The sequence below is a fragment of the Streptomyces cinnabarinus genome, assembly GCF_027270315.1.
In the GTDB taxonomy this organism is placed as follows: Bacteria; Actinomycetota; Actinomycetes; order Streptomycetales; family Streptomycetaceae; genus Streptomyces; species Streptomyces cinnabarinus.
Genome location: NZ_CP114413.1, coordinates 7,263,462 through 7,289,387 on the forward strand (window position 1 = coordinate 7,263,462; position 25,926 = coordinate 7,289,387).

Annotated in this window: 26 protein-coding genes; 17 read left to right on the forward strand and 9 right to left on the reverse strand. The window is 72.4% G+C overall.

Annotation, left to right across the window (positions count from 1 at the left end; translation table 11 throughout):
• The first annotated feature begins 146 nt into the window (after nucleotides 1-146).
• The gene (locus tag STRCI_RS32835) at nucleotides 147-1,268 is read left to right on the forward strand and encodes a sensor histidine kinase (protein WP_269662588.1); all 1,122 of its coding nucleotides are present in this window, start codon (nucleotides 147-149) and stop codon (nucleotides 1,266-1,268) included.
• Entirely contained in the window at nucleotides 1,265-1,930 is a 666-nt protein-coding gene (locus STRCI_RS32840; protein WP_269662589.1) for a response regulator, read from the forward strand. The genes STRCI_RS32835 and STRCI_RS32840 overlap by 4 nt, the downstream gene beginning before the upstream one ends.
• 15 nt (nucleotides 1,931-1,945) lie before the next feature.
• On the opposite strand, the gene STRCI_RS32845 is transcribed toward STRCI_RS32840, so the two are convergent.
• The 3 genes from STRCI_RS32845 to STRCI_RS32855 all read right to left on the reverse strand — a co-directional run bounded on the left by STRCI_RS32845 (nucleotide 1,946) and on the right by STRCI_RS32855 (nucleotide 4,564).
• Nucleotides 1,946-2,755: an SAM-dependent methyltransferase gene (locus STRCI_RS32845; RefSeq protein WP_269664712.1), complete on the reverse strand. Its 810-nt coding sequence runs from the start codon at nucleotides 2,753-2,755 to the stop codon at nucleotides 1,946-1,948.
• 694 nt (nucleotides 2,756-3,449) lie between these two features.
• On the reverse strand, nucleotides 3,450-3,695 hold the full coding sequence (locus STRCI_RS32850) for a DUF397 domain-containing protein (RefSeq protein ID WP_269662590.1): 246 nt from the start codon (nucleotides 3,693-3,695) through the stop codon (nucleotides 3,450-3,452).
• Nucleotides 3,696-3,697: 2 nt separating this feature from the next.
• A complete protein-coding gene (locus tag STRCI_RS32855) occupies nucleotides 3,698-4,564 on the reverse strand; it encodes a helix-turn-helix domain-containing protein (protein WP_269662591.1) in 867 nt (288 codons plus the stop codon).
• Nucleotides 4,565-4,805: 241 nt separating this feature from the next.
• Here STRCI_RS32855 and STRCI_RS32860 point away from each other — a divergent pair, with 241 nt between their 5' ends.
• The 3 genes from STRCI_RS32860 (at nucleotide 4,806) to STRCI_RS32870 (ending at nucleotide 7,435) form a co-directional block, all read left to right on the forward strand.
• Nucleotides 4,806-6,218 (forward strand): NsdA family TPR-like regulatory protein, encoded by a 1,413-nt coding sequence (locus STRCI_RS32860; RefSeq protein WP_269662592.1) that lies wholly within the window; start codon nucleotides 4,806-4,808, stop codon nucleotides 6,216-6,218.
• 207 nt (nucleotides 6,219-6,425) lie between these two features.
• A complete protein-coding gene (locus STRCI_RS32865; RefSeq protein ID WP_269662593.1) occupies nucleotides 6,426-6,839 on the forward strand; it encodes an ATP-binding protein in 414 nt (137 codons plus the stop codon).
• Entirely contained in the window at nucleotides 6,836-7,435 is a 600-nt protein-coding gene (locus STRCI_RS32870) for a DUF6624 domain-containing protein (protein ID WP_269662594.1), read from the forward strand. Before STRCI_RS32865 ends, STRCI_RS32870 begins: the two co-directional genes overlap by 4 nt.
• On the opposite strand, the gene STRCI_RS32875 is transcribed toward STRCI_RS32870, so the two are convergent.
• Both STRCI_RS32875 and STRCI_RS32880 read right to left on the reverse strand, forming a co-directional pair.
• Nucleotides 7,430-7,846, reverse strand: coding sequence for a hypothetical protein (locus STRCI_RS32875; RefSeq protein ID WP_269662595.1), 417 nt, complete (start codon nucleotides 7,844-7,846; stop codon nucleotides 7,430-7,432). The genes STRCI_RS32870 and STRCI_RS32875 overlap by 6 nt on opposite strands.
• Before the next feature lie 42 nt (nucleotides 7,847-7,888).
• A complete protein-coding gene (locus STRCI_RS32880) occupies nucleotides 7,889-8,929 on the reverse strand; it encodes a helix-turn-helix domain-containing protein (RefSeq protein WP_269662596.1) in 1,041 nt (346 codons plus the stop codon).
• An 865-nt stretch (nucleotides 8,930-9,794) separates the two neighbouring features.
• Here STRCI_RS32880 and STRCI_RS32885 point away from each other — a divergent pair.
• From STRCI_RS32885 to STRCI_RS32905, 5 genes are all read left to right on the forward strand, one after another.
• On the forward strand, nucleotides 9,795-11,606 hold the full coding sequence (locus STRCI_RS32885; RefSeq protein WP_269662597.1) for a gamma-glutamyltransferase family protein: 1,812 nt from the start codon (nucleotides 9,795-9,797) through the stop codon (nucleotides 11,604-11,606).
• Nucleotides 11,607-11,705: 99 nt separating this feature from the next.
• Entirely contained in the window at nucleotides 11,706-12,551 is an 846-nt protein-coding gene (locus STRCI_RS32890) for an inositol monophosphatase family protein (RefSeq protein WP_269662598.1), read from the forward strand.
• 150 nt (nucleotides 12,552-12,701) lie between these two features.
• The gene (locus tag STRCI_RS32895; RefSeq protein WP_269662599.1) at nucleotides 12,702-14,111 is read left to right on the forward strand and encodes a phytoene desaturase family protein; all 1,410 of its coding nucleotides are present in this window, start codon (nucleotides 12,702-12,704) and stop codon (nucleotides 14,109-14,111) included.
• Nucleotides 14,108-14,617, forward strand: a complete 510-nt coding sequence (locus STRCI_RS32900; protein WP_269662600.1) for an O-acetyl-ADP-ribose deacetylase — start codon at nucleotides 14,108-14,110, stop codon at nucleotides 14,615-14,617. Before STRCI_RS32895 ends, STRCI_RS32900 begins: the two co-directional genes overlap by 4 nt.
• Nucleotides 14,618-14,741: 124 nt before the next feature.
• Complete coding sequence (locus STRCI_RS32905) at nucleotides 14,742-16,046, forward strand: hypothetical protein (protein ID WP_269662601.1); 1,305 nt, start codon at nucleotides 14,742-14,744, stop codon at nucleotides 16,044-16,046.
• A 3-nt stretch (nucleotides 16,047-16,049) separates the two neighbouring features.
• Here STRCI_RS32905 and STRCI_RS32910 read toward each other — a convergent pair whose 3' ends face one another.
• The gene (locus STRCI_RS32910; protein ID WP_269662602.1) at nucleotides 16,050-16,406 is read right to left on the reverse strand and encodes an ArsR/SmtB family transcription factor; all 357 of its coding nucleotides are present in this window, start codon (nucleotides 16,404-16,406) and stop codon (nucleotides 16,050-16,052) included.
• 56 nt (nucleotides 16,407-16,462) lie between these two features.
• On the opposite strand from STRCI_RS32910, the gene STRCI_RS32915 reads away from it, so the two are divergent.
• The 3 genes from STRCI_RS32915 to STRCI_RS32925 are packed head-to-tail and all read left to right on the forward strand — an operon-like array spanning nucleotide 16,463 to nucleotide 20,408.
• A complete protein-coding gene (locus tag STRCI_RS32915; RefSeq protein ID WP_269662603.1) occupies nucleotides 16,463-18,382 on the forward strand; it encodes a heavy metal translocating P-type ATPase in 1,920 nt (639 codons plus the stop codon).
• A 49-nt stretch (nucleotides 18,383-18,431) separates the two neighbouring features.
• Entirely contained in the window at nucleotides 18,432-19,907 is a 1,476-nt protein-coding gene (locus STRCI_RS32920) for an AlkA N-terminal domain-containing protein (protein WP_269662604.1), read from the forward strand.
• 9 nt (nucleotides 19,908-19,916) lie between these two features.
• Nucleotides 19,917-20,408 carry a methylated-DNA--[protein]-cysteine S-methyltransferase gene (locus STRCI_RS32925; RefSeq protein WP_269662605.1) on the forward strand — a complete coding sequence of 164 codons (492 nt, stop codon included), beginning with the start codon at nucleotides 19,917-19,919 and terminating at the stop codon, nucleotides 20,406-20,408.
• A gap of 10 nt (nucleotides 20,409-20,418) precedes the next feature.
• Here the strand turns inward: STRCI_RS32925 and STRCI_RS32930 are convergent, their stop codons facing one another.
• On the reverse strand, nucleotides 20,419-20,790 hold the full coding sequence (locus STRCI_RS32930) for a VOC family protein (RefSeq protein ID WP_269662606.1): 372 nt from the start codon (nucleotides 20,788-20,790) through the stop codon (nucleotides 20,419-20,421).
• A 163-nt stretch (nucleotides 20,791-20,953) separates the two neighbouring features.
• On the opposite strand from STRCI_RS32930, the gene STRCI_RS32935 reads away from it, so the two are divergent.
• From STRCI_RS32935 to STRCI_RS32950, 4 genes are all read left to right on the forward strand, one after another.
• Complete coding sequence (locus STRCI_RS32935) at nucleotides 20,954-21,577, forward strand: hypothetical protein (RefSeq protein ID WP_269662607.1); 624 nt, start codon at nucleotides 20,954-20,956, stop codon at nucleotides 21,575-21,577.
• Nucleotides 21,578-21,682: 105 nt separating this feature from the next.
• Nucleotides 21,683-21,910 carry a ferredoxin gene (locus STRCI_RS32940; RefSeq protein ID WP_015656740.1) on the forward strand — a complete coding sequence of 76 codons (228 nt, stop codon included), beginning with the start codon at nucleotides 21,683-21,685 and terminating at the stop codon, nucleotides 21,908-21,910.
• Nucleotides 21,900-23,291 carry an NAD(P)/FAD-dependent oxidoreductase gene (locus tag STRCI_RS32945; protein ID WP_269662608.1) on the forward strand — a complete coding sequence of 464 codons (1,392 nt, stop codon included), beginning with the start codon at nucleotides 21,900-21,902 and terminating at the stop codon, nucleotides 23,289-23,291. Before STRCI_RS32940 ends, STRCI_RS32945 begins: the two co-directional genes overlap by 11 nt.
• A 24-nt stretch (nucleotides 23,292-23,315) precedes the next feature.
• A complete protein-coding gene (locus tag STRCI_RS32950) occupies nucleotides 23,316-24,554 on the forward strand; it encodes a cytochrome P450 (protein WP_269662609.1) in 1,239 nt (412 codons plus the stop codon).
• Between the two features lie 8 nt (nucleotides 24,555-24,562).
• On the opposite strand, the gene STRCI_RS32955 is transcribed toward STRCI_RS32950, so the two are convergent.
• Together STRCI_RS32955 and STRCI_RS32960 are read right to left on the reverse strand one after the other, a co-directional pair.
• On the reverse strand, nucleotides 24,563-25,291 hold the full coding sequence (locus STRCI_RS32955) for an SIR2 family NAD-dependent protein deacylase (protein ID WP_269662610.1): 729 nt from the start codon (nucleotides 25,289-25,291) through the stop codon (nucleotides 24,563-24,565).
• Between the two features lie 125 nt (nucleotides 25,292-25,416).
• Nucleotides 25,417-25,908 carry an NUDIX domain-containing protein gene (locus STRCI_RS32960; protein ID WP_269662611.1) on the reverse strand — a complete coding sequence of 164 codons (492 nt, stop codon included), beginning with the start codon at nucleotides 25,906-25,908 and terminating at the stop codon, nucleotides 25,417-25,419.
• Nucleotides 25,909-25,926: the final 18 nt, after the last annotated feature.

A 25,926-nucleotide genomic window follows, 5' to 3' on the forward strand; every position in this document is an offset into this window, starting at 1 on the left:
GCGGGCGCCCGGTCGTCGTACGGCCGAAGGGAGTTGCGGCTGCGCCGGCCGGGCCGTGCCGGGCCGGGGAGTACTGCGCCGGGAGTAGTCCGGGAGTTGTCCACAGGTCTGACGCCGGTGTCGGCGGATGCGTCTACTGTGCGGTCATGAGCGGGATCACGGTCACACGCAGGCATCTCGCCGACGCGGCCCTGGCGGTCGTGGTCGGCGCCCTCGTGCTGACCACGGCCGCCTTCGACCAGGACACGGCGCCGGTCGACTACGTGCTCATGGTCGTGGGCTGCGTGGCGCTGGGGTTCTACCGGGCGGCACCGCGCGCCGTCCTGGCGGTGGCGTCGGTCAGCGGCGCCGCGTACGTCCTGCACGCCCAGCCGGGGACGCTGGCCGCCCTGCCCGTCATCGGCGCCGTGCACACCGCGGCCCGGGTCGGGCACCGGGCGCTCGCCGCGGCGGGCGGCGGGGTGTTCCTGGCGGCGTACCTGGCGACCGGGCCCGGCACCCAGGAGGTGCTGGAGAAGTCCGCGCTGCTCGCGGGCTGGTTCCTGTGCGCCGTGGTGACCGGGCTCGCCGACCGCAACTGGCAGGCGTATCTGCGCCAGACCGAACAGCGCGCCCTGGAGGCCGAGCGCACCCGGGAGGAGGCCGCCCTGCGCCGCGCCGGGGAGGAACGCCTGCGCATCGCCCGGGAGTTGCACGACTCGCTCACCCACAGCATCTCCATCGTGAAGCTCCAGGCCGGAGTCGCCGTGCACCTCGCCCGCAAGCGGGGCGAGGAGGTGCCGCCCGCGCTGCTCGCCATCCAGGAGGCGAGCGGGGAGGCGATGCGCGAACTGCGGGCCACCCTGGAGGTGCTGCGCACCGACGAGCCCACCGGAACCCCGGCGCTGCTCGTGGAGCGGGCACGGGCGGCGGGACTGGCGGCAGAGCTGGCGGTGACCGGCACCGAGCGCCCCCTGCCCGCGACCGTGGACCGGGCCGTGTACCGCATCGTCCAGGAGGCGCTCACCAACGCCGCACGCCACGCGGGGCAGGCGAAGGTCCGCGTCGAACTCACCTATGGCCCCGAGGAACTGGAGATACGGGTGGAGGACGACGGAAACGCCGTCCCGGACCGGCCGCCCGTGCCCGGCATCGGCCTCACCGGTATGCGGGAGCGGGTCACGGCACTCGGCGGCACCCTGCACGCCGGGCCGCGCGAGGAGGGCGGATTCTCGGTACGGGCCCAACTGCCGCTGGGGGAGCCGGTACGGCTGGGGGAGACGAGATGATCAGGGTCGCGCTGGTCGACGACCAAGCGCTGATGCGGGCCGGGTTCCGGGCCCTGCTGGAGGCCGAGGACGGCATCGAGGTGGTCGGCGAGGCGGCAGACGGGGAGCGCGGCGTGGCCCTGATCCGCGCCGAGGTGCCCGACATCGCGCTGATCGACGTCCAGATGCCGGTGATGACGGGCATCGAGGCCACCCGCCGGATCGCCGCCGACCCCGCGCTCGCGGACGTCCGCGTGGTGATCCTCACCAACTACGGCCACGACGAGTACGTCTTCGAGGCGCTGCGCGCGGGCGCCAGCGGCTTTCTGCTGAAGGACACCGAACCCGCCGATCTGCTCCAGGCGATCGAGGTCGTGGCCCGTGGCGAGGCGCTGCTCTCCCCGTCCGTCACCCGCACCCTCATCGGCGAGTTCGTGGCCCGGCCCCCGGACCGGGCCACCGCCCCCGGTCTGGAAGGCCTCACCCGCCGCGAACGCGAGGTGACCGCGCTGGCCGCGCGCGGGCTCAGCAACGAGGAGATCGCCGAGCACATGGTGATCAGCCCCTTCACGGCCAAGACCCACGTCAGCCGCGCGATGACCAAGCTGGGCGCCCGGGACCGCGCCCAACTGGTCGTGTTCGCCTATGAGTCGGGCCTGGTGACGGCACGCGGCGGGAGCTGACCCGGGTGGTCCCTCTCAGGACTTGCGGGCCACGCCGCCGTAGACGTCCGTGGGCTCGGGGGTGATGCCGGGCTCGGGGCGCCACAGGGGGCAGGAGACGATGCCCGGCTCCAGCAGCTCCAGGCCCTCGTAGTAGGCGGCGATCTGCCGCGGGCTGCGCAGGACGTACGGGATGGCGCCGGTGTCGTCGTAGCCCTGCTGGGCGCGCTTGAGTTCCGCGTCGGTGTCCGTGCTGTCGTAGTGGACGAAGTAACTGCCGGACGGCAGCACGGCCTGCAGGCGACGGACGATGGAGATGGCCTCCTCGTAGTCCTGGACGTGACCGAGGATGCCCATCAGCATCAGGGCGACCGGCTGGTCGAAGTCCAGGAACCGGCGTGCCGCCTCGATGATCTTCTCGGGGTCGTGCAGGTCGGCGTCGATGTACTCGGTGATGCCCTCGTTGGTGCTGGTGAGCAGGGCTTCGGCGTGCCGCAGCACCAGGGGGTCGTTGTCGACGTAGACGATGCGCGACTCGGGTGCCACCCGCTGGGCGACCTGGTGGGTGTTGTCGTAGGTGGGCAGGCCGGTGCCGATGTCGAGGAACTGGCGGATGCCGAGCTCGCCGGCCACGAAGGACACCGTGCGGATCAGGTACTGCCGGGAGGCGCGGGCCATGGTCTCGATGTTCGGCGCGATCTCGCGGTAGGCGTCGCCCGCCTCCCGGTCGACGTCGTAGTTGTCCTTGCCACCCATCCAGTAGTTCCAGATACGGGCCGAGTGGGGCACCGTGGTGTCGATCTTGGACAGGGCTTCCTGGTCGGGGGAGGGCTGGCCGTCTGCCATGGGAATTCTCCTGCCGTGCGTCACGCGGTCGGTCACTAACCTACCGTCAACTTCGGTTTGTTCCCCGCGACTTCGAGAGGTGCGGGACCACGCGCGGGGGATGCGCGGTCGAGGGCTTCCCGCGTCGAGAGTGACGACGGGTACGTGCTGGGAGAGCGTGCGGAACACCCGGGTGTAGGCATCGGCCGCCTCGGTGAAGTCCGTGGCGGCGGTCCGGGGAGGATGCCGGGGCGCCGTCAGATGGATGAGGGCCCCGTCGCGTTCGGCCACGGACTCGGCGAAGTCGAGCGCCTGGATCCAGGACACACGGGACTCGCCGCGCAGCAGCGGCCCGTAGACGAGTTCATGGATGATGCTGCCGTCGAGCGCCAGCCGGCCCGGTCCGGCGAAGAGTTCGCGGTACGGCCGGGTCGGGTCCACATGGTGCAGGCGATCCGCGCCGCCTCTGATCAGGAAGCCGTGTCCGGCCAGCTCGGTGATCAGCTCGCTCCTGCCGATGCCGTCGGCGCTCTCGACGACGAGAGTGCTGCACCGGGTGAGGGCCTCCTGGAGGTTCATGCGGTGAGGCCGGAGCGGGGCGACGTGTGCATACCACTTCCTTCGGGCACCGGACCCGCTCAGTGTGAGCGGATAACCCGCACGGCAGGAGGGCGCGCGCGGGTTGTCCGGTAGTGCGGGCGTAGTGGTGCGTCGCTCAGGCGACCAGGAAGTCCGCCTGGCCCGCCTTGGCCCCTTCGAGGAACACGATCATCTCGTCGCGGGAGTAGACCAGCGCGGGACCGTCGGGGTCCGTGGACTGGCGGAAGGCGACGCTTCCGTCGGGCAGCCGCTTCGCCTCGACGCAGCTGCCGCCGTTGGTGCCGCTCCAGGGCTTGTGCCAGCCCTGGGTGCCCAGATCGGTGGCCGGCATGCCGCTGTAGATCGGGTCCATGGATTCCATGGTCACAACTCCTTACGCAGTTCGGCCAGGATTGCCCTGGTTCGTGCGACCGGCTCCGCCTGGACGGACATCCGGTCCAGTACCTCTAGGTAGTTGACGACGTCCGCGGGCCGGTCGACGTAGACCGCGCCGGCCAGGTTCTCCGTGTAGACGACGTCCGGGAGTTCGGAGAATCCGAAGCGGAAGTGGTGGAAGGGGCCGAAGGCGCCCGGGTGGGCACCGGCCGAGAACCGCATGATCTGGATCCGGACCTTGGGCAGGTCCAACGCCTCGTCGATCCGGTCGATCTGAGCCCGCATCACCTCGGGACCGCCGACCGGCCTGCGCAGCACCGTCTCGTCGAGGACGGCCCAGACGGCCGGCGCCTCCGGCTTGGTGAGCAGGTCCTGGCGCCTGAGCCGCAGATCGACGCGGCGGGATATGTCCTCCTTCGACTCGTTGGGGAAGCCGACCCGCATCAGCGCGGTGACGTAGTCGTGGGTCTGCAGCAGACCGGGGACGTAGTGCGGTTCGTAGAGACGGATGACGGTGGCTTCGCTCTCCAGGCTCACGTACGCCTGGAACCAGTCCGGGAGTACGTCGCGGTACTGGTACCACCAGCCGGGTTCGTTGGCCTTCCGGGCCAGTTCGAGAAACCCCTCGGTCTCCTCCGCCGGGACCCCGTAGGTGCGCAGCAGCTCCTTCACGTACGGGATGCGGAGTTTGACCTCGGCCTTCTCGATCCGGCGGACCGTGAGCGGGGTGACCTCGATCGCCCGTGCCGCGTCCTCGAACGACACACCGGCCTCCACCCGCAGCTGCTTCAGCCGCTTGCCGAGGACCATCCGCAGGACAGTCGGTGCGCTGCCGCCCGAGCGGTTCTCGCTCACGTTCTACCTCCCTGAGCGGCCGTCACAGCGTGCAGTGTGCCACGCGGTCGACGACAGAGACAGAGCGATGAGGATCGAATCGAAATTATCAGAACGCCAGTTGCGAATCGAGCGTGTAGGCAACCATAGTGATCGTGGGACCTGCCGCACGGGTCGGCGCGCCGAGGCCAACTGCGCGCGGTCCGCACGGACTTGAGGAACCGGCAAGGGCGTATCCGCACACGAGCGAGGCGAGACCTGGATGGCCACCGTCACCGAGGGACACGCAAGGAGCCAGGGCAAGGGGAACGCCTGCGCCAACAAGGCACTGGCGTCCGCGCTGAAGGAGTCCGGCTGTTCCTATGCCTCACTCGCCCTCCGGGTCAACGATCTCGGACACCGGCAGGGCCTTGACTCCAACTACGACAAGACGTCGGTCACCCGCTGGCTCCAGGGACAGCAACCACGCGGCGAGACGCCGGGGTTGATCGCCGCGGTGCTGTCCGAGCGGCTCGGCCGCGCCGTGTCACCCGCGGACCTCGGCTTCCAGCGCGATCAGCAACGCCCGGTCGCGGGACGGTCGTTGGTCTACGACGAGGACGTGGCGGAAGCCCTCCACACGCTCGCCGAACTGGGCTCGACCGACATCTCCCGCCGCAGCCTGCTCGGCCCCGCACCCTTCGTCGTCGGCGCCCTGGCCAACCCTCAGCGCGAGTGGCTGCTGTGGTTACTGGAGGACCAGGACGGCGGCCGTCCGACGCGGGTGTCCGACGGGGGACCGGTCGAGCAGGTGCACGCGATGATCGCCCTGTTCGACCAGATGGACAACCACTACGGCGGCGCCGGTGTCCGCACCAGCATCGTGCACTACCTGGCCACGGAGGTCGTCCCCATGCTCCAGCGGCGCGGCACACCCCCGCCCGAGCAGCGCCTGCTGTACGCCGCCGCGGCCAGGCTCGCCGCGATGGCCGGCTGGAGCTCTTACGACGCCGCGGAGTACGGGCTGGCCCAGCGCTACATGACCCAGGCGCTGAGGCTGTGCGCCGAGAGCCGTGACCGGGTGCTGGGCGGGCAGATTCTCGCCGGTCTGTCCCATCTGGCCACCAACCTCGGCCGCCCGGACGAGGGAGTGTCCCTGGCCCGCGCGGGCATCGCCACCGCCAAGGGAGCGGGCAGCCCGCTGGGCCTGATGCGCCTGCACGCCATGTCGGCCCGCGGACACGCGGCCCAGGGCGATGCCGGCCGGGCGGGCGAGGCCCTGCGTCGGGCCGAGCGTCAACTGGGCGCCAGCCGGGGCGCCGACCAGGAGTCACCCTGGGTGCGTTTCCTCGACGACCACTATCTGGCGGCCGAGTCCGCGCTCTGCTTCCGCGACCTGGGGCTCGCCGCCCAGGCCGAGCGCACGGCGAGCGACTCGGTGAACGCCAACGCCGACCGGCGCAGGCGCCAGGCCATCAGCCGCTCCGTGCTGGCCACGGCCCACCTTCAGCAGAACCGGCTGGACGAGGCCATCGGCACCGCCTCCGAGGCACTCGACACGCTCACCACCGTGCACAGCGAGCGGTCCGTCCAGGCCCTGCGCGACTTCCGCAAGCGGCTGGACTCCCGCCGCCACGAGCCGCTCGTGCACGAGTTCGTGCGCCGGTCCCAGACGGTCCTGGGGGCCGTGGCATGAGCGGGCCGTCGCGATGAAGCCACTACGCGCCCGCAACCGGACAACCCGTACACCCCCTGGCCCGGGTCGGTTACGGGACTGTTGGCTGCACAGGCAGCCCTTGCCTTTCCGACCGCGCTGCGGCCATCAGGAGGATCAATGACGGCATCCGGAGCACAGCCCCGCACGCCGTCACCCTCGCACCGGACGGGGCATGCCGTGATCTCCATGAGCAGACCGCCACGCCTGCACGCCGCGATCCCCGCCAGCCCCGCTCAGGCCGCTCGCGTGCGGCGCCTGGTCACCGAGCACCTCCGCCGGCTGCCCTCGGCGACCGGTCACCTGGACGACGTCGTACTGGCCACGGACGAGCTGTTCACCAACGCGGTACGGCACGCCGGCACCGGCCCGGACGATCTGATCACCCTCACCATCGACTGCCGGGAGTCCGAGCTTCGGGTGACGATCGCCGACCGCTCACCCGCCCTGCCGCGGATGCACGCGTCGGACGAGGCCGCGGAGTCCGGACGCGGACTGGCCATCGTGGCCGCGCTGGCCGACGACTGGGGCATCGCGCCCGCGGATCCCGGCACCCCGGGCAAGCGGGTGTGGTTCGCGCTACGGCTCGGAGCGGCGCCGTGAAGCCCATGTCGGGCCGCCCCGTACTCACGCCCGTACGCACCGGTCCCGACTCCGCGCATCCGGAGCCCGCGGTCCCCTGGATGCTCCCCGCTCTGGCGGCCGCCCTCGGTACCGAGCTGCGGTGCCGCGCGGACCAGGAACAGGACCTGATGCGGCGGGCCCAGGCCGCACCCACCGAGCGGCGCCGACGCGACATCGTCGAGTGCCGCCACGCCAACACCGAGGCGCTCAAGGCCATCGTCCGCACCCACGGCTGGCCGACCACCGACCAGGTGGGCGACCCCGCCTCGACGGCGGCGCTGATGATCCTGCTGCACGCCCCGGATCTGGACTTCCAGCTCCGCTGCCGCGACCTGATCGCCGAGGCCGTCCTGGAGGGGCGCTGCTCCGCCGTCCACCTCGCGTACATCGCCGACCACTGCGCCGTGGAACAGGGCCAACCCCAGTTCTACGGCACGCGCGTCAGCCCCGAGACGCTTCGCCCCTACCCGGTGCGGCAGCCGCAGACCCTGGACGAGCGCAGACACGATGTCGGCCTGGGGCCGCTCGCCGAGCAGACGCGGGCGCTGCGCCGGGTCGCCGACCCGAGGTCATGACCGCTGCGGGCGGGCCGTCCGGTCGTGCCAGGCGTGCAGCAGGTAGCGGATCTTGCTGGGGTGCTGGCCGGTGGTGTCGGCCGTGACGGGAATGGAGCAACCGGCGATGAGGTGCAGCACGACCGCCTGATACTCCAGCGTGCGGTTGGTGTTCAGGGGCAGCGGCGGAGTGCGGGCGTCGATACAGCGGGTGAAGTGCTCCCAGGCGCGGGCCGTGGGGTTGGGATGGCTGACTATGGCCGACCAGTGGGCCACCACATCGCCGAAGGCCTCGCGGACAGCGGCCGTCGCGTCCTCGGGCGGCAGGTGGGCACCGGCGTAGGCGAGGTAGTGGGGGTGGTGCAGGGCGTGGAAGGCGAGGAAGGCGGGCGGCAGGTCGACTGCCGGGGGTTCGGGATGGGTGAGGCGCACGGGTTCCTCCCCTGGGGCGGCGGTGAGATGGACGGAGGACCGTCACCGGGAGCGCGTGGTGGCGGTCGGCCACAGGCGCTCGGTGTCGGAGAGATCGCCGTTCAGGGCGAGGACGAGGCGGCCGGTGGTGTCCCGGTCGGGCACCCGCGGGTCGCCGAGGCCACGGGCGGTGGTGCCCACGCTCAGCGCACCGGCGGTGGCGTCCCGGCGCTTCCACGGATCGGGCCGGCCCGTGGACAGGTACAGCGAGCGCAGAACGGTGTTCAGGCGCGCGGCCGCTGATTCCGGATCGGTGGTGGGCGGGGGAGGATCCGGCTCGGGCCGTACGGACGCCTCCCACAGGGGACGCAGCTGCCCGGGGTCGACCCGGTACGCCTCGGCGAGGCGCTCGATGACGGGCCAGGACGGGCGCCGCGTCCCCGCCGCGATCTTCGAGAGGTAGGACGGGGAGATCAGCGCGTAGTCGGCGATCTCCCGCATCGTCTGTCCGCTGCGGCGCTGGAGCCGCGAGATCCTGATGGCCAACTGATTGGCGGCGGCGTCCGGTTGGGGCAGGGGACCCGGCGGCGCCTCGGCGGAGCCCGGTGCGGTACCGGCCGGCCACAGGGCGGCGCGCGGTGACGTACCGCGGGTGTGCGTGGCCACCGCCGCGCGTGCGTCCCGGTTCTTCTCCCAGCGCTCCAGCGCTTCGGCGGTCCACTTCTTGCGCAGCCGGTGCGAGCTGACACTCAGGGCGTCCCCCATGGCCTCCCAGGATTCGCCGCGGGCCCGGCCACGACGCACCAGTGCCGCCTCAAGGTCCTCGAACTGGCGCATGAGACCGGAGTACTTGTGCAGCAGGTGTGCGGAGGTGGTCTCCTCGTCGACGTCGGAGATCAGGTCTCCGGCCTGGTTCCGGACTTGGCGCCCGATCTCGACGACGGAGTCGTCGAGGGACGGATCGGGAGGAGGTGCCGGTTTGCGGCGCAGTGCGGCGCCGCACGAGGGGCTGCAGTACTTGGAGGGGCGGCCGGGGCTCACCTTCTTCTCGAACGTCCTGCCGCAGTTGGCGCAGCTCCTGGTGCGAGTGGCGGATGCTGCCATCGTCCTTGCAGACCCTTTCGGGGGATGAACGGGCACGTATTTCGGGGAACCCGCGGGCCGTTGGCGGCCCTTTTCGCAGTAAATCGCGGTGCCCGTGCGATGAATGGGGGGTGCGGTGGCGGTGGCAGCCGGCCCTGGGCGTGCCACCGCCGTATGGCTGCTCGCGACTGCTCAGCCGACCTGAACTCGCCGGTGGACGGCTTGAGTTCCCCTGGCGACAGCAGCCGCGGTGATGACCGGCGCGGTCACCTGCCACCCCCCGGTCGTCCCCGCCGACGTGACGAGCGGCCCCACCGCCGGCGCGACGCGGAAGCCGCCTCGCACGGTGACAGCCAAGTCATCGGCCTGCGCGCAACCTGGGAGCGAAAACGGAGACATGATAATTTCAAGCTTCGTCGCCGCCGGCCCCTCGGGGCCGGGGAGACGATAGCGATTCCATGGCATCGAACTTCCTTTCGCGAAATGGTGCTGCGGATCGTGAATCTGATGTGACCGGCAGGCCCTGGCTCGGATTGGACCCCCGCCAGGGCCTGCGGCTTCCCGGATTCAAACGCCGGTTCCCGGACACTACTTCGACCCCGGACTGTCGCGCCATCGCCACGGAAAGTTATGGCCAGAGACAGCCACAGCGAGTCGACAAATCCCCGACGGCGACCGGGAAGCCGCTGCATAACGCACCTAAAAGCGCACGCTCCGGTTGCGAAAGAGATCAATCAATGAACGAACAACAATGGTCATTAGATCGGTTAATGCCACGGATCGTGGCGACCGGCGGCTGCGCTGATGACCGGTTCGGCCCGTGTGAACCCGGGAACCTGTTCGGATGTCGATCGCGACGTCCCAGTCAACTCCCGTGAGAGGCCCTATGTTCACCACCCGCCCCACGCTCCAGGGCACCTTCGGCATGGTGTCCTCCACCCACTGGCTGGCCTCCCAGTCGGCGATGGCCGTCCTGGAGGACGGCGGGAACGCCTACGACGCCGCCGTGGCCGCAGCGTTCGTGCTGCACGTCGTCGAGCCGCACCTCAACGGCCCGGCCGGCGAGGTCCCGATGCTGCTCGCCCCGGCCGGCGGTGAGGCACGGGTGCTGTGCGGACAGGGCGTCACCCCGGCCGGTGCGACCGTCGCGCACTACCGAGGGCTCGGCCTGGACCTCGTCCCCGGCACCGGCCCCCTCGCCGCCGCCGTGCCCGGCGCCTTCGACGCCTGGCTGCTGCTGCTCCGCGACCACGGCACCAAGTCCCTCGCCGACGTCCTCAAGTACGCCATCGGCTACGCCGAACACGGGCACCCGCCCGTGGAGAACGTCGGCGCCACCGTCGAGGCGGTACGGGAGCTGTTCACGACGGAGTGGACGACATCGGCCGAGGTGTACCTGCCGGACGGACAACCGCCGCGCCCCGGCCGCCTGTTCCGCAACCCCGCCCTCGCCGCCACCTGGAAGCGCCTGCTCGCCGAGGTGGCCGGGGCGGGGGACCGGGAGGCGCGGATCGAGGCGGCCCGCCGGGTGTGGCGCACCGGATTCATCGCCGAGGCGCTCGTCCGGCAGGCCGCCAGGCCCACCCTCGACACCAGCGGCGAACGGCACACCGGCACCCTCACCGGCGACGACCTCGCCGGGTGGTCCGCCACCTACGAGGCGCCGGTGACCTACGACTGGAACGGCTGGACCCTGTGCAAGGCCGGACCCTGGAGCCAGGGACCGGTGCTGCTCCAGCAGTTCGCCCTGCTCCGCGCCGAACTGCCCGCCCACGGCTCCGCCGACTACGTCCACCTGCTGATCGAGAACTGCAAGCTCGCCATGGCCGACCGGGAGGCCTGGTACGGGGACGCGGCCGAGGTGCCGCTGGGCGAGCTGCTCTCCGAGGGGTACAACGCGGAGCGGCGGGCGCTCGTCGGCGACAAGGCGTCCTGTGAGCTCCGGCCCGGCAGCCCCGGGGGCCGTACGCCCCGGGTGAGCGCGTACGCGCGCGTGGTGCTCGACGAGGAGGCCACCGCGCCGGGCGCCGGTGAGCCGACGGTCGCCCGGTACCCGGTGCGGGGGGAGCCGGACGTCACCCCCGACGGCGTCACCCGTGGCGACACCTGCCACCTCGACATCGTCGACCGCTGGGGCAACATGATCGCGGCCACGCCCAGCGGGGGCTGGCTCCAGTCCAACCCCGTCGTGCCCGAACTGGGCTTCCCGCTCGGCACCCGGCTCCAGATGACCTGGCTGGAGGAGGGCCTTCCGGCCACGCTGACCCCCGGGCGCCGCCCGCGCACCACCCTCTCGCCCTCCCTCGCCCTGCGCGACGGAGAACCCGTACTGGCCTTCGGTACGCCCGGCGGCGATCAGCAGGACCAGTGGCAGCTGCACTTCTTCCTGGGCGTCGCACTGCGCGAGCGGGTGCGCGGCGGACCGGACCTCCAGGGCGCGATCGACGCCCCGAACTGGCACAACGACAGCTTCCCCAGCTCCTTCCACCCGCGCGGGACGCGACCGGGCAGCGTCACCGTGGAGGCCCGCACGGACCCCGAGGTGATCGAGGAGCTGATCGCGCGCGGGCACCGGGTGACCGTGGGGGATCCCTGGTCGGAGGGGCGGCTGTGCGCGGTGGCGCGGGATCCGCGGACCGGGGTGCTGTCGGCGGGGGCGAACCCGCGGGGCACGCAAGGGTACGCCGTGGGACGGTGACGTGGAACACTCGCGGCAAACCCGCGTATTCATGCCGATTCCACCCGGCGTACACCACCCCGGCGAGGATTGTCAGTGCCGCATGTTCTTATGGGGGACATGATCGTAGACACGGAAACCATCGACGAGTTTCTCGCTCGGCGCTCCTCCGACGTGGAGGAAGCCGTCCGCCAGGCCGCTGCTCTGGAAATCATGCCGCGCTGGCGCAGGCTCGCCGCGCACGAGGTCGACCAGAAGAGCGGCCCCCACGACCTGGTGACCGACGCCGACCGAAGGGCCGAGCAGTACCTCACCGGGGCGCTCGGCGCGCTGCTGCCCGGCTCCGTCGTGGTCGGCGAGGAGGCGGTGCACGCCGACCCCGCGACCTACGGCGCGCTCCAGGGCGCCGCGCCGGTCTGGATAGTCGACCCCGTCGACGGCACCCGCCAGTTCGTGCACGGCGACCCCGGCTTCTGCACCCTGGTCGCCCTGGTCCAGCACGGCGAACTGCTCGCCTCCTGGACCTACGCCCCGGCCCGCGACCAACTGGCCACCGCGATACGCGGCAAGGGCGCCTTCCTCGACGGCGAGCGCCTGAACTCCGGTGCCCCGGACCCCGGCCGCGACCTCCGCGTGGCCACCTCCCACCCCGACTACACCACCGACGACCAGAAGCACGCCCTGCGCGGCCTGTGGACCGACGGCGTGGCACCGCGCCCCTGCGGCTCGGCGGGCCTGGAGTATCTCGCCGTGGCCCGGGGCGAGTCGGACGCCGTCGCCTTCAGCTGGGAGGCGGCCTGGGACCACGCGGCGGGCCTGCTCCTGGTGGAGGAGGCGGGCGGCACCCACCTGACCGTGAGCGGCGACCCCTTCCGGGTAACAGGCGGAAACGCCCTGCCGTTCACGGCGGCAAGGGACGAGGCGACGGCACGAAGGGTGCAGGCACTGCTGACTGGCGCCGCCTGATCCCACCCAAGGGCGCGGGGAACTGCGCGACCGGCCCCCATGCACCCGCAGCCGCAATGCAACGGTCCGCCCCGAGCCATGAGGCGCACCCGGCATATCCTGACCCTGAGTGGCCATCCGGCTGACGAAGGGGACCGAATCGTGCCGTCCATGCTCGACGCAGTCGTGGTGGGTGCGGGACCGAACGGCCTGACCGCCGCCGTGGAGCTGGCCCGCCGCGGCCACTCCGTGGCGCTGTTCGAGGCGAAGGACACCGTGGGCGGAGGCGCCCGCACCGAGGAGCTCACCCTCCCCGGCTTCCGCCACGACCCGTGTTCCGCCGCGCACCCCCTCGGCATCAACTCCCCCGCGTTCCGCGCCCTGCCGCTCCAGGAGTACGGCCTGGAGTGGCTGCACGCGGAGCTGCCGATGGCGCACCCGTTCCCCGACGGCACCGCCGCCGTGCTGTCCCGCTCGGTCGGGGAGACCGCCGCCTCCTTCGGCGCCCGGGACGCGGGGACGTACCGCAGGCTGGTCGAGCCGTTCCTGCCCCGATGGGACGCCCTGGCCCGGGACTTCATGTCCCTGCCGCTGACCGCCCTGCCCCGCGACCCGGTCACCCTCGCCCGCTTCGGCCTCGTCGGTCTGCCCCCGTCGAGCTGGCTCACCCGCCGCTTCCAGGGAGAGCGCGCGAAGACCCTGTTCGCCGGACTCGTGGCGCACGTCATGGCCCCGCTGAACGGCTTCGCGACCGGTGCCGTCGGCCTGGTCTTCGCCCTGGCCGCGCACGCCCGGGGCTGGCCGGTGGCCAAGGGCGGCTCCCAGGCGATCTCCGACGCGCTGGCCGCGTACCTCAAGGACCTCGGCGGCTCGATCCACACCGACTACGAGGTCAAGCGCCTCGACGATCTGCCGCCCGCACGGTCGTACATCTTCGACACCTCGCCCACCGCGCTGGCCCGGATCGCCGGCTTCGGCCGCTACTACGAGCGCTACCGCTACGGCGCGGGCGTCTTCAAGATCGACTACGCGCTGGACGGACCGGTGCCCTGGACCGCGGCGGAGGCCCGCCGCGCGGGGACGGTGCAGATCGGCGCCGGCAGCGCGGAGATCGGCACCGCGCTGCGCGCCGCGTCCCGGGAGGGCCGGGCGCCCGACCGGCCGTTCATGATCACCGTCCAGCCGAGTGTCGTCGACCCGAGCCGGGCCCCCGCCGGACAGCAGGTGTTCTGGGCCTACGCCCATGTGCCCAACGGCTGGACCGGCGACCTCACGGACACGATGGAGCGCCAACTGGAGCGCTTCGCCCCGGGGTTCCGCGACCGCGTCCTCGCCCGTGCCGTCGCGGGCCCGCCCGAACTCGCCGCCCGCAACGCCAACTATGTCGGCGGCGACATCGGCTCCGGCGCGGCCTCCGGACTCCAGCTGATGCTGCGGCCCAGACTGTCGCTGTTCCCGTACAGCACCCCGCATCCGGCCGTCTTCATCTGTTCCTCGGCCACCCCGCCCGGACCCGGTGTGCACGGGATGTCGGGGCACAACGCGGCGAAGGCCGTCTGGAGAAGGCTGAGGCAGACATGACCACCATCACGCTCGTCCAGGGCGACATCACCCGCCAGAGCGTCGACGCCATCGTGAACGCCGCCAACTCCTCCCTGCTCGGCGGGGGCGGAGTGGACGGCGCCATCCACCGCCGTGGCGGCCCCGAGATCCTGGCGGAATGCCGCAAGCTGCGCGCCTCGCACTACGGCAAGGGCCTGCCCACGGGCCAGGCCGTCGCCACGACGGCGGGCAAGCTGGACGCCCGCTGGGTGATCCACACCGTCGGCCCCGTCTTCAGCGACACCGAGGACCGCTCCGGCCTGCTCGCCTCCTGCTACCGCGAATCCCTGCGCGTGGCCGACGAGCTGGGCGCCCGCACCGTGGCCTTCCCGGCCGTCTCCACCGGCGTCTACCGCTGGCCGATGCGGGACGCGGCCCGGATCGCGATGGAGACCGTACGGTCCGCGCGGACCGAGGTCGAGGAGGTGACGTTCGTCCTCTTCGACGAGCGGGCCCACGAGGCGTTCGCCGCACAGCTCTCCTGAAGGTCTGACCCGCCGCCGTTCGAAGCGGCGCCGGACACCCTCTGTCACCCGGACGGCCCGCCGCGGTCGCCGCCCTCCCGCCCCCGGGGTCTGCTGACCCCAGGGGCGCAGGAGGGAGAACGGCATGGCGGGCGACGCGGAAACCCCGGACGGCTCTCAGGCCGAGCTGGAACGGCTGCGGGCGCGGGTTGCCGCGCTGGAGGCGGAACAGACGGCGCGGCCGAAGCGGCACTGGGTCCGGTCGACACTCGCCGCCGTGCTGATCGTCCTCGGCTGCATCCTCGCCCCGCTGGGCGCCGTCGCCGCCTGGACCGCCTCCATCGCGGGGGACACCGACCGCTACGTCGACACGGTCGAGCCGCTCGCCCGTGACCGGGACGTCCAGAACGCCGTCGCGACCCGGGTCACCGACGCCGTGATGGATCGCCTGGACCTGACCGCGCTGCTCTCCCAGACCCCGGTCGCCGACCGGCCGCTGGTGGAGAAGGCGCTCGGCAAGCTCGGCCCCTCGCTGGAGGACGCGGTCGCCAGCTTCGTCCACGACAAGGCGCAGGCGGTCGTCGCCTCGGACGCCTTCGACCGGATCTGGACCGAGGCCAACCGCCGGGCCCACGACGCCGTCGTCAAGGCGCTGACCGGCGAGGGCGGCGGCGCTGTGAAGGTCGAGAACGACACGGTGACCCTGGACCTCGGGCCGGTCGTCGAACGGGTCAAGGAGCGCCTCGTCGACGAGGGCATGACCGTGGCCGGGAACATCCCCGAGATCCACACCGACATCACGGTCGTCCAGTCCGAGGACATCGGCCGGGCCCGTACCGGATTCCGGCTGCTCCAGCTCGTCGGATTCTGGCTGCCGGTCATCTCGTTGGCGCTGATCGTGGGCGGGGTACTGCTCGCCACGCACCGTCGCCGGGCCCTGGTCGCCGGCGCGCTCGGCTTCGCCTTCGCCGTAGGGCTGCTCGGTCTCGCCCTGACCGTCTTCCGGACGGTGTACCTGGACGCCCTGCCCTCCGGCGTCTCCCAGCCCGCCGCCGAGTCGATCTACGACACGCTGATCCGGTATCTGCGCACCGGCGTGCGGGTGTCGATCGCCGTGGGTGTCGTGGTCGCCCTCGCCGCCTGGCTCACCGGACCCGGCCGTCGGGCCACGTTCGTCCGGCAGCTGTGGTACTCGGGCATCGCGGCCGTCCGCTCGACGGCCGAACGGGCGGGGATGCGCACGGGCCGGGTTGGCCGCTTCGTCCACCGGTACCGCACCTGGATCTGCTGGCTGCTGGTGGTCGCGGCGCTGCTGGCGATCGCCCTGTGGCCGTACCCGACCGGCGCGGTCGTGATCGGCCTGGCCCTCGCACTGCTCTTCGCCCTGGCGGTCGTCGACTTCGTGGCGGAGGACGAGGCCGCGACGGAGGATTCGACGAAGGCGACGTAGCGGTCAGTCCGCCGTGTCGCTGATCCCCAGCCGCAGATGCTCCACGTGATAGACGGCCTGGTCGAGGAGTTCGGCGACATGGTGGTCGTGCAGCGTGTAGACCACCGACCGGCCGCGCCGCTCGCCGACCACCAGGCCCAGATTGCGCAGCAGCCGCAGCTGGTGCGAGCAGGCGGACTGCTCCATGCCCACCTCGGCGGCCAACTCGGTGGCCGGGAGCGGGCCTTCGCGCAGCCGGGCCAGGATCAGCAGCCGGGAGGGGGTGGACAGGGCCTGGAGGGTGGTCGCCACCTTCGCGACGTTGTCCGCGTCCAGGCGCACGCGCTCTTCGTCGGTGGTGGTGACGGCTCCATGACCCATGGGCGTATCCTACCCATCACGTATGAATAGATGAATGAGTCTTCATGTGTTCCTGTATGGTGGCCCCCGTGTCCACCGCACTCGCCCCCGCCCCTGCCACCGCGCCCGCCCCGGCGGCCCCCCGTCGCCGCACCCGGATCCTCGCCCTGCCCGAGGCCCGCTGGGCGCTCGCCGCGACCGTCGCCTTCCTGCTCGGTCTCGCCCTCGACCTGACCGGCGCTCCCGTCTGGCTCTACGGCCCGCTGTACGCCGTCGCCTACGTCACCGGCGGCTGGGAGCCCGCTCTCGAAGGGCTGCGGGCGCTGCGCGAGAGGTCCCTCGACGTCGATCTGCTGATGATCGTCGCGGCGCTCGGCGCGGCCGCGATCGGCCAGGTCCTCGACGGCGCCCTGCTGATCGTCATCTTCGCCACCTCCGGCGCCCTGGAGGCCCTGGCCACCGCCCGCACCGCCGACTCCGTGCGCGGACTGCTCGACCTCGCGCCCGCCACGGCCACCCGGGTCACCGGCGCCGGGAGCGAGGAGACCGTACCGACCGCCGGACTCGCCCTCGGTGATGTGCTGTTGATCCGCCCCGGCGAGCGCATCGGCGCCGACGGCCGGGTCCTGGACGGCACCAGCGAGGCCGACGAGGCGAGCATCACCGGCGAGCCGCTGCCGGTCCTCAAACGCCCCGGCGACGAGGTGTTCGCGGGCACCCTGAACGGCGCCGGAGCCCTGCGCGTCCGCGTCGAGCGCGACCCCGCCGACTCGGTGATCACTCGCATCGTCACCCTGGTCGAGGAGGCGTCCCGTACCAAGGCGCCGACCCAGCTGTTCATCGAGCGGATCGAGCAGCGCTACGCCGTCGGCATCGTGGTCGCGACCCTCGCGGTCTTCGCCGTGCCGCTCGCCTTCGGTGCCGAGTTGACGGACGCCCTGCTGCGGGCGATGACCTTCATGATCGTCGCCTCGCCGTGCGCGGTGGTCCTCGCGACCATGCCGCCCCTGCTCTCGGCCATCGCCAACGCCGGCCGTCACGGCGTCCTGGTGAAGTCGGCCGTCGCCATGGAACGCCTCGGCGAGATCGACCTCGCGGCCCTCGACAAGACCGGCACCCTCACCGAGGGCGCCCCCGAGGTCACCGGCGTACGGCCGCTGCCGGACTCCGGCCTCGACGAGGACGGTCTCCTGGCGCTGGCCGCGTCCGCCGAGCACCCCAGCGAACACCCGCTGGCCCGCGCGATCGTCACCGCCGCCCGCACCCGCGGCCTTCGTCCGGCGCCCGCCGAGGACTTCACCGCCACTCCGGGGCGGGGCGTCACCGCCACCGTCGAGGGACGTGAGGTGAGCGTGGGCCGCGCGGACGCCGACGGTGGCGCCACCGTCGTCGCGGTGACCTGGGACGGCAAGCCCGTCGGCACCCTCACCCTCACCGACCGTCTGCGTCCCGAGGCCCCCGCCACCACGGCCGCCCTCACCGCCCTGACCGGCACCGCCCCCGTCCTGCTCACCGGCGACCACTCCGGCGCCGCGGCCCGGGTCGCCGAGGCCACCGGCCTCACCGACGTGCGAGCGGGCCTGCTCCCCGAGGACAAGGTCGACGCCGTACGAGCCCTCCAGGACCGGGGCCGCAAAGTGCTGTTCGTCGGCGACGGCGTCAACGACGCGCCCGCCCTCGCCGCCGCCCACTCCGGGATCGCCATGGGCCGCTCGGGCTCCGACCTGGCGCTGGAGACGGCGGACGCGGTGATCGTGCGCGACGAGCTGACGACCGTACCCGCGGTGGTACGGCTCTCCCGGGCCGCCCGCCGCCTGGTGGTGCAGAATCTGGTCATCGCGGGCGCCTTCATCACCGTTCTCGTCCTGTGGGACCTGATCGGGCACCTCCCGCTGCCGCTCGGCGTCGCCGGGCACGAGGGCTCGACCGTGCTGGTCGGCCTCAATGGGCTGCGGCTGCTGCGTGAATCGGCATGGGCCCAGGACAGCCGAGGTTGATGTCGGATTCTCGCCAGCCTTCCCTCGCCGCGTGGTCGATGCTGGACGCATGCAGAAGGGGATGCACACCGAGACCGAAGCCTGTGTACGGGCCGTCCAGGCGAAGGACGCGCGCTTCGACGGCTGGTTCTACACGGCCGTCCTGACCACCGGGATCTACTGCCGGCCCAGCTGCCCGGTGGTAGCGCCCAAGCCGCAGAACATGGTGTTCCACCCGAGCGCCGCCGCCTGCCAGCAGGCCGGGTTCCGGGCCTGCAAGCGGTGCCGTCCGGACGCCAGCCCCGGCTCCCCGGAGTGGAACCAGCGCGCCGACCTCGTCGCCCGCGCGATGCGGCTGATCGCCGATGGGGTCGTGGACCGCGAGGGCGTGCCCGGCCTCGCGGCCCGGCTCGGCTACAGCACCCGGCAGATCGAGCGCCAGCTCCTCGCCGAGCTGGGCGCGGGCCCGCTCGCCCTGGCCCGCGCCCAACGCGCCCAGACCGCCCGCCTGTTGATCGAGACCACCCCACTGCCGATGGCGGAGATCGCCTTCGCCGCCGGGTTCTCCTCCATCCGCACCTTCAACGACACCGTGCGCGAGGTGTTCGCCCTCGCCCCGAGCGAGCTGCGGGCTCGCGCGCCCCGCCCGGGACAGACGCCCGGGGCGCTCGCCCTGCGCCTGCCGTTCCGCGCCCCGCTCAACCCCGACAACCTCTTCGGCCACCTGGCCGCGACCGCCGTCCCCGGCGTCGAGGAGTGGCGGGACGGCGCCTACCGCCGCACCCTGCGCCTGCCCTACGGCCACGGCATCGTGTCCCTGACCCCCAAGCCCGACCACATCGCCTGCCGCCTCACCCTCAGCGACCTGCGCGATCTCACCGTGGCGATCAGCCGCTGCCGCCGCATGCTCGACCTGGACGCCGACCCGGTCGCCGTCGACGAGCAGCTCAGCACGGACCCACTCCTCGCACCCCTGGTCGCCAAGGCCCCCGGCAGGCGGGTCCCGCGCACGGTCGACGAGGCGGAGTTCGCCGTACGGGCCGTGCTCGGCCAGCAGGTCTCCACCGCCGCCGCGCGCACCCACGCGGCCCGTCTGGTCACCGCCCACGGCGAACCGGTCGACGACCCCGAGGGCGGCCTCACCCACCTCTTCCCGGCACCCGAGGCACTCGCGGCGCTCGACCCGGAGTCGCTGGCGATGCCGCGCACCCGCCGCACGACGTTCACCACGCTGGTCGGCCAACTCGCCGACGGAAGCCTGCATCTGGGCGTGGAGAGCGACTGGGCTCAGGCCCGCGCCCGGCTCCTCGCGCTGCCCGGCTTCGGCCCGTGGACGGTCGACGTCATCGCGATGCGCGCGCTCGGCGACCCCGACGCCTTCCTCCCCACGGACCTCGGAATCCGCCGCGCGGCAGGGGAGTTGGGCCTGCCCTCCACCCCCGCCGCCCTCACCGCCCGCGCCGCGGCCTGGCGGCCCTGGCGGGCGTACGCCGTCCAGTACCTGTGGGCGACCGACAGCCACCCGATCAACTTCCTTCCGGTATAAGGACGTTCCATGCGGCAGCACACCGTGATCGACAGCCCCTATGGCCCGCTGACCCTCGTCGCCGACGACGGCGTCCTGTGCGGCCTGTACATGACCGAGCAGCGCCACCGCCCACCGGAGGAGTCCTTCGGCCCCCGGGACGACACCGGGCCCACCGGGTTCGCGGCGGCCGAGGAACAACTGGAGGCCTACTTCGCGGGCGAGTTGAAGGACTTCACCCTCGAACTCCGCCTGAAGGGAACCCCGTTCCAGCGCAGCGTCTGGGACCAGCTCCGGCAGATCCCCTACGGCGAGACCCGCTCCTACGGCGAACTGGCCGACGCCCTAGGCAATCCCGGCGCCTCCCGCGCGGTGGGCCTCGCCAACGGCAAGAACCCGATCGGCATCATCGTCCCCTGCCACCGCGTCGTCGGAGCGAGCGGCAGCCTCACCGGCTACGGCGGCGGCCTGGACCGCAAGAAGCGACTGCTGGACTTCGAGGGCGGGACAGCGCTGTTCTGAACCGGGCGGCTCAGCCGGACGCCCGCTCCGCCGCGCTGCGCTCCACGCAGAACTCGTTGCCGTCCGGGTCGGCGAGCACCGCCCAGCCCGTGCCGTCCGGTTTGCGGCGGTCGTCGACCAGGGTGGCGCCCAGGGCGAGGACCCGCTCGACCTCCTCGTCCCGGGTGCGGTCCTGCGGCTCAAGGTCCAGATGCACCCGGTTCTTGACGGTCTTGGGCTCTGGGACGGTGGCGAACAGCAGCCCCGCCCCCTCGATCAGGGGGTACTCGTCGCCGGGCCGGTCGTCCTCGTGCAGGGGCAGGTCCAGGACCTGGGACCAGAACGCGGCGAGGCCGTAGGCGTCGGCGGAGTCGATCGTCACATGGCGGATCCGAGCAGTCATGATCGCATTCTGGTCCGATGGCCGAGCCCGCGCAGGTGTTCTTCGACAGCGCTGCCGTGACCCGTAAGGTGTACGCCGTGCTCCCTCCCGAGTGACCCCGGTGGCGCGGCCCCGCGATCGCTGATGTCTGTACGGAGGAGGGGCAGGCAGAAAGCGGGAGACCATGGAGCGCAGACACGAGCGGCTCGCGACGCCCTGGGCCGCCGGGGTGGCCGGGGTGGTCTTCGCGATCCTGATGGCCGCGGCGATCGTCCTGGTCCGCCTCGCGCTGCCCGAGGGCGACGGGGACACCGTGGCCGTCGACGCCGGGCAGCGCGGTGCCGTACGGATGGCGCTGACGCTGCTCCCGTTCGCCGGGATCGCCTTCCTGTGGTTCATGGGCGCCTTGCGCGAGCAGGCCGGCGAGCGCGAGGACCGGTTCGTGGCCACCGTGTTCCTGGGCAGCGGCCTGATCTTCGTCGCCACCCTGTTCGGCGCGGCCGCGGCGGCCGGGACCGTGCTCGACGAGAGCCGGCAGCAGGGCTCGCCGTTCGGCCGCGACTTCGCCTACGCCCTGCTGACCACGTACGCCATGCGGATGGCGGCGGTGTTCATCCTCACGGCCTCGACCATCGGCCGCCGGCTCGGCGTCCTCCCGCGCCCGCTCGTCGTCCTCGGCTACCTGGCGGGCCTGACGCTGCTCGTGGTGGGAGCGAACGTGCCCTGGTCCGAACTGGTCCTCCCGGTCTGGGCGCTGCTCCTCAGCCTGCACATCCTCCGCGGCCGGCGTCCCGCCCCCCGGGCCTGACCGGCCCCCTCACCCGATCGGTCCGCTTCTCGTCGTCACATCGCGCCCGGCCACCGAGAGTGGTCGCAGGGGGAGTGACAGGGACCCAGTGGAGAGGACCGAACCGTGGTACGGCTTGCCGTCGATCTGAACCGCTGTCAGGGGTACGCGCAGTGCGCGTTCCTCGCCCCCGAGATCTTCGCCATGCACGGCGAGGAGGCTCTGCTGTACAACCCCGAGGCCGAGGAGGCACAGCGCGAGAAGCTGGCCCAGGCCGTCGCGGCGTGTCCGGTCCAGGCCATCCTGGTCGACGCCGTGGACGCACCGGCCGAGGCGGTGCCCGGTGCCCGGTGACGGATCCCTGGAGCGACTGAGGCGCGAGGGCCGCGTTGTCGTCGTCGGCGCCTCGCTGGCCGGCCTGCGGGCCGCCGAGACCCTGCGGGCCCAGGGCTTCACCGGCACCCTGACCCTGATCGGTGACGAGCCCCACGAACCGTACGACCGGCCCCCGCTGTCCAAGCAGGTGCTGCTGGGCCGGGCGAGCGCCGAGCGCACCGCACTGCCGAGGCTCCGGCCCGTCGACGCGACCTGGCGGCTCGGCGTCGCGGCCACCGGACTGGACATGGCCGCCCGCCGGGTGCGGCTGGCCGACGGCGACGAGGTGCCGTACGACCGGCTGCTGATCGCCACCGGAGTGCGGGCACGGCCGTGGCCGCGCGAGGCGGAGGCGGAACTCGGCGGTGTCTTCTGCCTGCGGACCCGCGAAGACAGCGCGGGGCTCGCCCGGCGGCTGGACGCGGGACCCGGACGGGTCCTCGTCATCGGGGCCGGGTTCACGGGATCCGAGATCGCCTCCGCCTGCCGCGAACGCGGCCTCCCGGTCACCGTCGCCGAGCGGGGCGCGGCCCCGCTGGTCGGGGCACTCGGTGGCGTGGTCGGGGCGGTCGCCGCCGAGCTGCAGCGCGAGCACGGAGTCGACCTGCGGTGCGGGGTCATGGTGACCGCTCTGGAGGGCGACGCCTCGGGCAGGGTGCGGGTCGCGCACCTGTCCGACGGCTCCACCGTGGAGTGCGACGTGGTGGTCGTCTCGCTCGGTGCCACCCGCAACACCGAATGGCTCGCCGGGTCCGGACTCGGCGCCGGCCCGCGCGGCATCGCCTGCGACGCCGGTTGCCGCGCCTTCGACATCCGCGGCATCGTCACCGACGACATCTACGCGGCCGGCGACGTCGCCCGCTGCCCGCACCCGCTGTTCGGCTACCAGTTCCTGTCCCTGGAGCACTGGGGCAACGCCGTCACCCAGGCCGCGGTCGCGGCGCACAACATGCTCAGCGAGAGCACCGACCGCGTGCCCCACATGGAGGTGCCGTCCTTCTGGTCCTCGCAGTTCGGCGTCAACATCAAGTCGGTCGGGGTGCCGTCGCTGGGCACGGAGATCCTCATCACGCAGGGCTCGCTCAAGGCCCACCGCTTCACCGGCGTCTACGGCTATCAGGGACGGGTCGTCGGCGCCGTGACGTTCGACCACGCCCGGTGGCTGCCGTTCTACCAGGAGCTGATCGAGACCACGGCGCCCTTCCCGCCGCCGTTCGCCACGGTCGACCGGCACCCGGACGGGCAGCGCCCGATCGACGCGGACTTCCCCGACCCGTCGGTCCCCACCCACGGCCCCACCGTGACCCTCAGCGGCTACTCGCCGGCCGACCGCCGGATGACGTTCACCCCCGCGCACTGACCCGCACGGCCACGAGGACCTGCCATGACGCAATCCCTGCTGCACCGGATCCTGGACTACGCCAATCGGCCCGATCCGTACCCGATCTACGAAGAGCTGCGCAGGACCCCGGTCCATCACGAGGCCGACGGGCCGTACGTGATCAGCACCTACTACGAGATCCGCAGCCTGCTGCACGATCCGCGGATGAGCTCCGACGCCCGCAACCTGGCCTCGCACACCTCGGACCCGCTGGCCGAGCCGGGCTCGGCGGAGGGCGGCGCCCTGCCACCGGGCTTCCTGAAGCTCGACCCGCCGGAACACGATCGGCTGCGCCGCATGGCGAACCGGCCGTTCGGCCCGCCCCACTCCCCGCGCCGCGTCGACGGGATGCGCCCTGAGCTCCACGACATCGTGACCGGTCTCATCGACGGCATCGGCGACCCGGGCGGCTTCGACCTGGTGGAGCAGTTCTCCTATCCCTTCCCGGTGACGGTGATCTGCCGGCTGCTCGGCGTGCCGCGCGAGGACGAGGCGCGCTTCCACGTCTGGGCGGACACTCTCGCCGCCAGCCTGGACCCCGACCCGGACGCGGATCCCGCCGAGCGGGGCAAGGACGCCCACGACGCCCGGATGGAACTGGGCATGTACCTGGCCGGACTGATCGAGGAGCGGCGCAAGCACCCCGGCGAGGACATGCTGTCCCAACTGGCGACGGCCAAGGGCGGGGACGGGGCGATGTCGACGATGGAACTGCTCAGCACCGCGGCCCTGCTGCTGATCGCGGGGCACGAGACCACCGTCAACCTCATCACCAACGGCATGCTGACCCTGCTGCGCCATCCCGACGTCCTGGGGCGGCTGCGCGAGGATCCACGGCTCGCCGTGCCCATCGTCGAGGAACTGCTGCGCTTCGAGCCGCCGGTGCAACTGGTGCCGCAGCGCACCACCCTCGCCGACATCGAGATCCGCGGTGTCACCATCCCCAAGGGCGCCCCCGTCTGGCTGGTCCTGGCGTCGGGCAACCGTGATCCGCAGCGCTTCGAGGACCCCGACCGCTTCGACCCGGACCGCCCCGACATCCAGCACCTCGGCCTGGGCAGCGGCGTCCACAGCTGCTTCGGCGCACCGCTCGCCCGACTGGAGACCCAGTTCGCCCTGGCGGAGCTGGCCCGGAGGCTGGAGAATCCGCGTCTCGTCCAGGACCCGCCCCCGTACCGGCAGAACGCCGTGCTGCGCGGCCCGCGGCAGCTGCACATCACGTGCGACGGGATCCGCGCCTAGCCCGACTGCTAGGACGCGCCGATCCCGCGCAGCAGCTCCGGCAGGGCGGTCCCGATCGGCTCCCGGATCACCTCGTCGGCGCGGTCGTCGTACGGCGTCGGCTCGGCGTTGACGATGACGAGCCGGGCGCCGTGGTCGGCGGCGACGCCCGCGAGCCCGGCCGCGGGCTGCACCTGAAGGCTGCTGCCGACCGCGATGAACACCTGGCAGGCCTTGGTGATCGCGACCGCCTCACCCAGCACCACCGGGTCGAGGCGTTCGCCGAACATCACCGTCGCCGACTTCAGGATCCCGCCGCACTCCAGGCACAGCGGATCCTCCTCACCGGCCGCGACCCGGGCCAGCGCGTCCTCCATCGGGCCGCGCGCATGGCACTTCGTGCACACCACGCTGCGGGCGCTGCCGTGCAGTTCGAGCACCTTGCGGGCGGGCAGCCCGGCGAGCTGGTGCAGCCCGTCCACGTTCTGTGTGATCACCCTGACCGGTACCCCCGACCGCTCCAGCTCGGCGACCGCGAGATGCGCGGCGTTCGGCTCGGCCTTGAGCGTGCGGTTCTTGCGCCGCAGCTGCCAGGAGCGCCGACGGATCTCCGGATCGCCCATGTAGTACTCGTACGTCACGAGCTTCTCGGCCTCCGGGTCGCGCCGCCACAGGCCGTTCGGGCCGCGGTAGTCGGGGATTCCGGAGTCCGTGCTGATACCGGCGCCGCTGAGCAGGGCGACGAGGGGCTTGGTCATGTCACCGAGGGTAAGCGGGGGCCCGGAGCGGGGCGAACGGATATTCGTGCCCGGGTACGGCGGCCGGTGGTAGCGCCCGCGCATGGCCAAGGGCACCGCACTGATCGCGCTGTCGCGGGGCCGGTTCAGCCGGCCCGGTGGCCGTTCTCCAGCTCCGCCGTGCCGCCGCCGTCCGCCAGCACCTCCAGCGCGACCAGGACCCGGCGGCCCAGGGCGCCCGGCAGGTGGTCGGTCAGTTCCGCGGGCTCCACCAGGCGCCAGGACAGCAGCTCCTCCTCCTGGAGCCGGATCGCCTTGAACTCGTCCTCGCCGAGGACCCCGCCGTCGTACAGGTAGGCGACCAGCGGCGGTCGGCCCGGACCGTGCACCCAGTCCACCGCGAGCAACGGGCCGAGAGCGACGTCGAGTCCGATCTCCTCCGCCGTCTCGCGCCGCGCGCCCTGGCGCGGGGTCTCGCCGTCGTCGGACTCCACCGTGCCGCCCGGAAGCGCCCAGCCCTCACGGTAGTTGGGCTCGACGAGCAGCACCCGCCCCGTGGCGTCCCGGAACAGGGCGGCGGCACCGGCGAGGACACGGGGGAGACCCGCGATGTACGTGGCGAAGTCCTGAGTGGTCACCCTGGAAGGGTAACCACC

Bases quoted from the DNA above. Each gene is read 5' to 3' on its own strand.
- STRCI_RS32835 (WP_269662588.1), top strand. From the start codon at position 147: ATGAGCGGGATCACGGTCACACGCAGGCATCTCGCCGACGCGGCCCTG.
- STRCI_RS32845 (WP_269664712.1), bottom strand. From the start codon at position 2,755: ATGGCAGACGGCCAGCCCTCCCCCGACCAGGAAGCCCTGTCCAAGATC.
- STRCI_RS32955 (WP_269662610.1), bottom strand. From the start codon at position 25,291: ATGACCAAGCCCCTCGTCGCCCTGCTCAGCGGCGCCGGTATCAGCACG.
- STRCI_RS32860 (WP_269662592.1), top strand. From the start codon at position 4,806: ATGGCCACCGTCACCGAGGGACACGCAAGGAGCCAGGGCAAGGGGAAC.
- STRCI_RS32935 (WP_269662607.1), top strand. From the start codon at position 20,954: ATGGAGCGCAGACACGAGCGGCTCGCGACGCCCTGGGCCGCCGGGGTG.
- STRCI_RS32850 (WP_269662590.1), bottom strand. From the start codon at position 3,695: ATGGAATCCATGGACCCGATCTACAGCGGCATGCCGGCCACCGATCTG.
- STRCI_RS32920 (WP_269662604.1), top strand. From the start codon at position 18,432: ATGCAGAAGGGGATGCACACCGAGACCGAAGCCTGTGTACGGGCCGTC.
- STRCI_RS32890 (WP_269662598.1), top strand. From the start codon at position 11,706: ATGATCGTAGACACGGAAACCATCGACGAGTTTCTCGCTCGGCGCTCC.
- STRCI_RS32910 (WP_269662602.1), bottom strand. From the start codon at position 16,406: ATGGGTCATGGAGCCGTCACCACCACCGACGAAGAGCGCGTGCGCCTG.
- STRCI_RS32840 (WP_269662589.1), top strand. From the start codon at position 1,265: ATGATCAGGGTCGCGCTGGTCGACGACCAAGCGCTGATGCGGGCCGGG.
- STRCI_RS32895 (WP_269662599.1), top strand. From the start codon at position 12,702: ATGCTCGACGCAGTCGTGGTGGGTGCGGGACCGAACGGCCTGACCGCC.
- STRCI_RS32905 (WP_269662601.1), top strand. From the start codon at position 14,742: ATGGCGGGCGACGCGGAAACCCCGGACGGCTCTCAGGCCGAGCTGGAA.
- STRCI_RS32900 (WP_269662600.1), top strand. From the start codon at position 14,108: ATGACCACCATCACGCTCGTCCAGGGCGACATCACCCGCCAGAGCGTC.
- STRCI_RS32880 (WP_269662596.1), bottom strand. From the start codon at position 8,929: ATGGCAGCATCCGCCACTCGCACCAGGAGCTGCGCCAACTGCGGCAGG.
- STRCI_RS32915 (WP_269662603.1), top strand. From the start codon at position 16,463: ATGGTGGCCCCCGTGTCCACCGCACTCGCCCCCGCCCCTGCCACCGCG.
- STRCI_RS32950 (WP_269662609.1), top strand. From the start codon at position 23,316: ATGACGCAATCCCTGCTGCACCGGATCCTGGACTACGCCAATCGGCCC.
- STRCI_RS32885 (WP_269662597.1), top strand. From the start codon at position 9,795: ATGTTCACCACCCGCCCCACGCTCCAGGGCACCTTCGGCATGGTGTCC.
- STRCI_RS32865 (WP_269662593.1), top strand. From the start codon at position 6,426: ATGAGCAGACCGCCACGCCTGCACGCCGCGATCCCCGCCAGCCCCGCT.
- STRCI_RS32925 (WP_269662605.1), top strand. From the start codon at position 19,917: ATGCGGCAGCACACCGTGATCGACAGCCCCTATGGCCCGCTGACCCTC.
- STRCI_RS32930 (WP_269662606.1), bottom strand. From the start codon at position 20,790: ATGACTGCTCGGATCCGCCATGTGACGATCGACTCCGCCGACGCCTAC.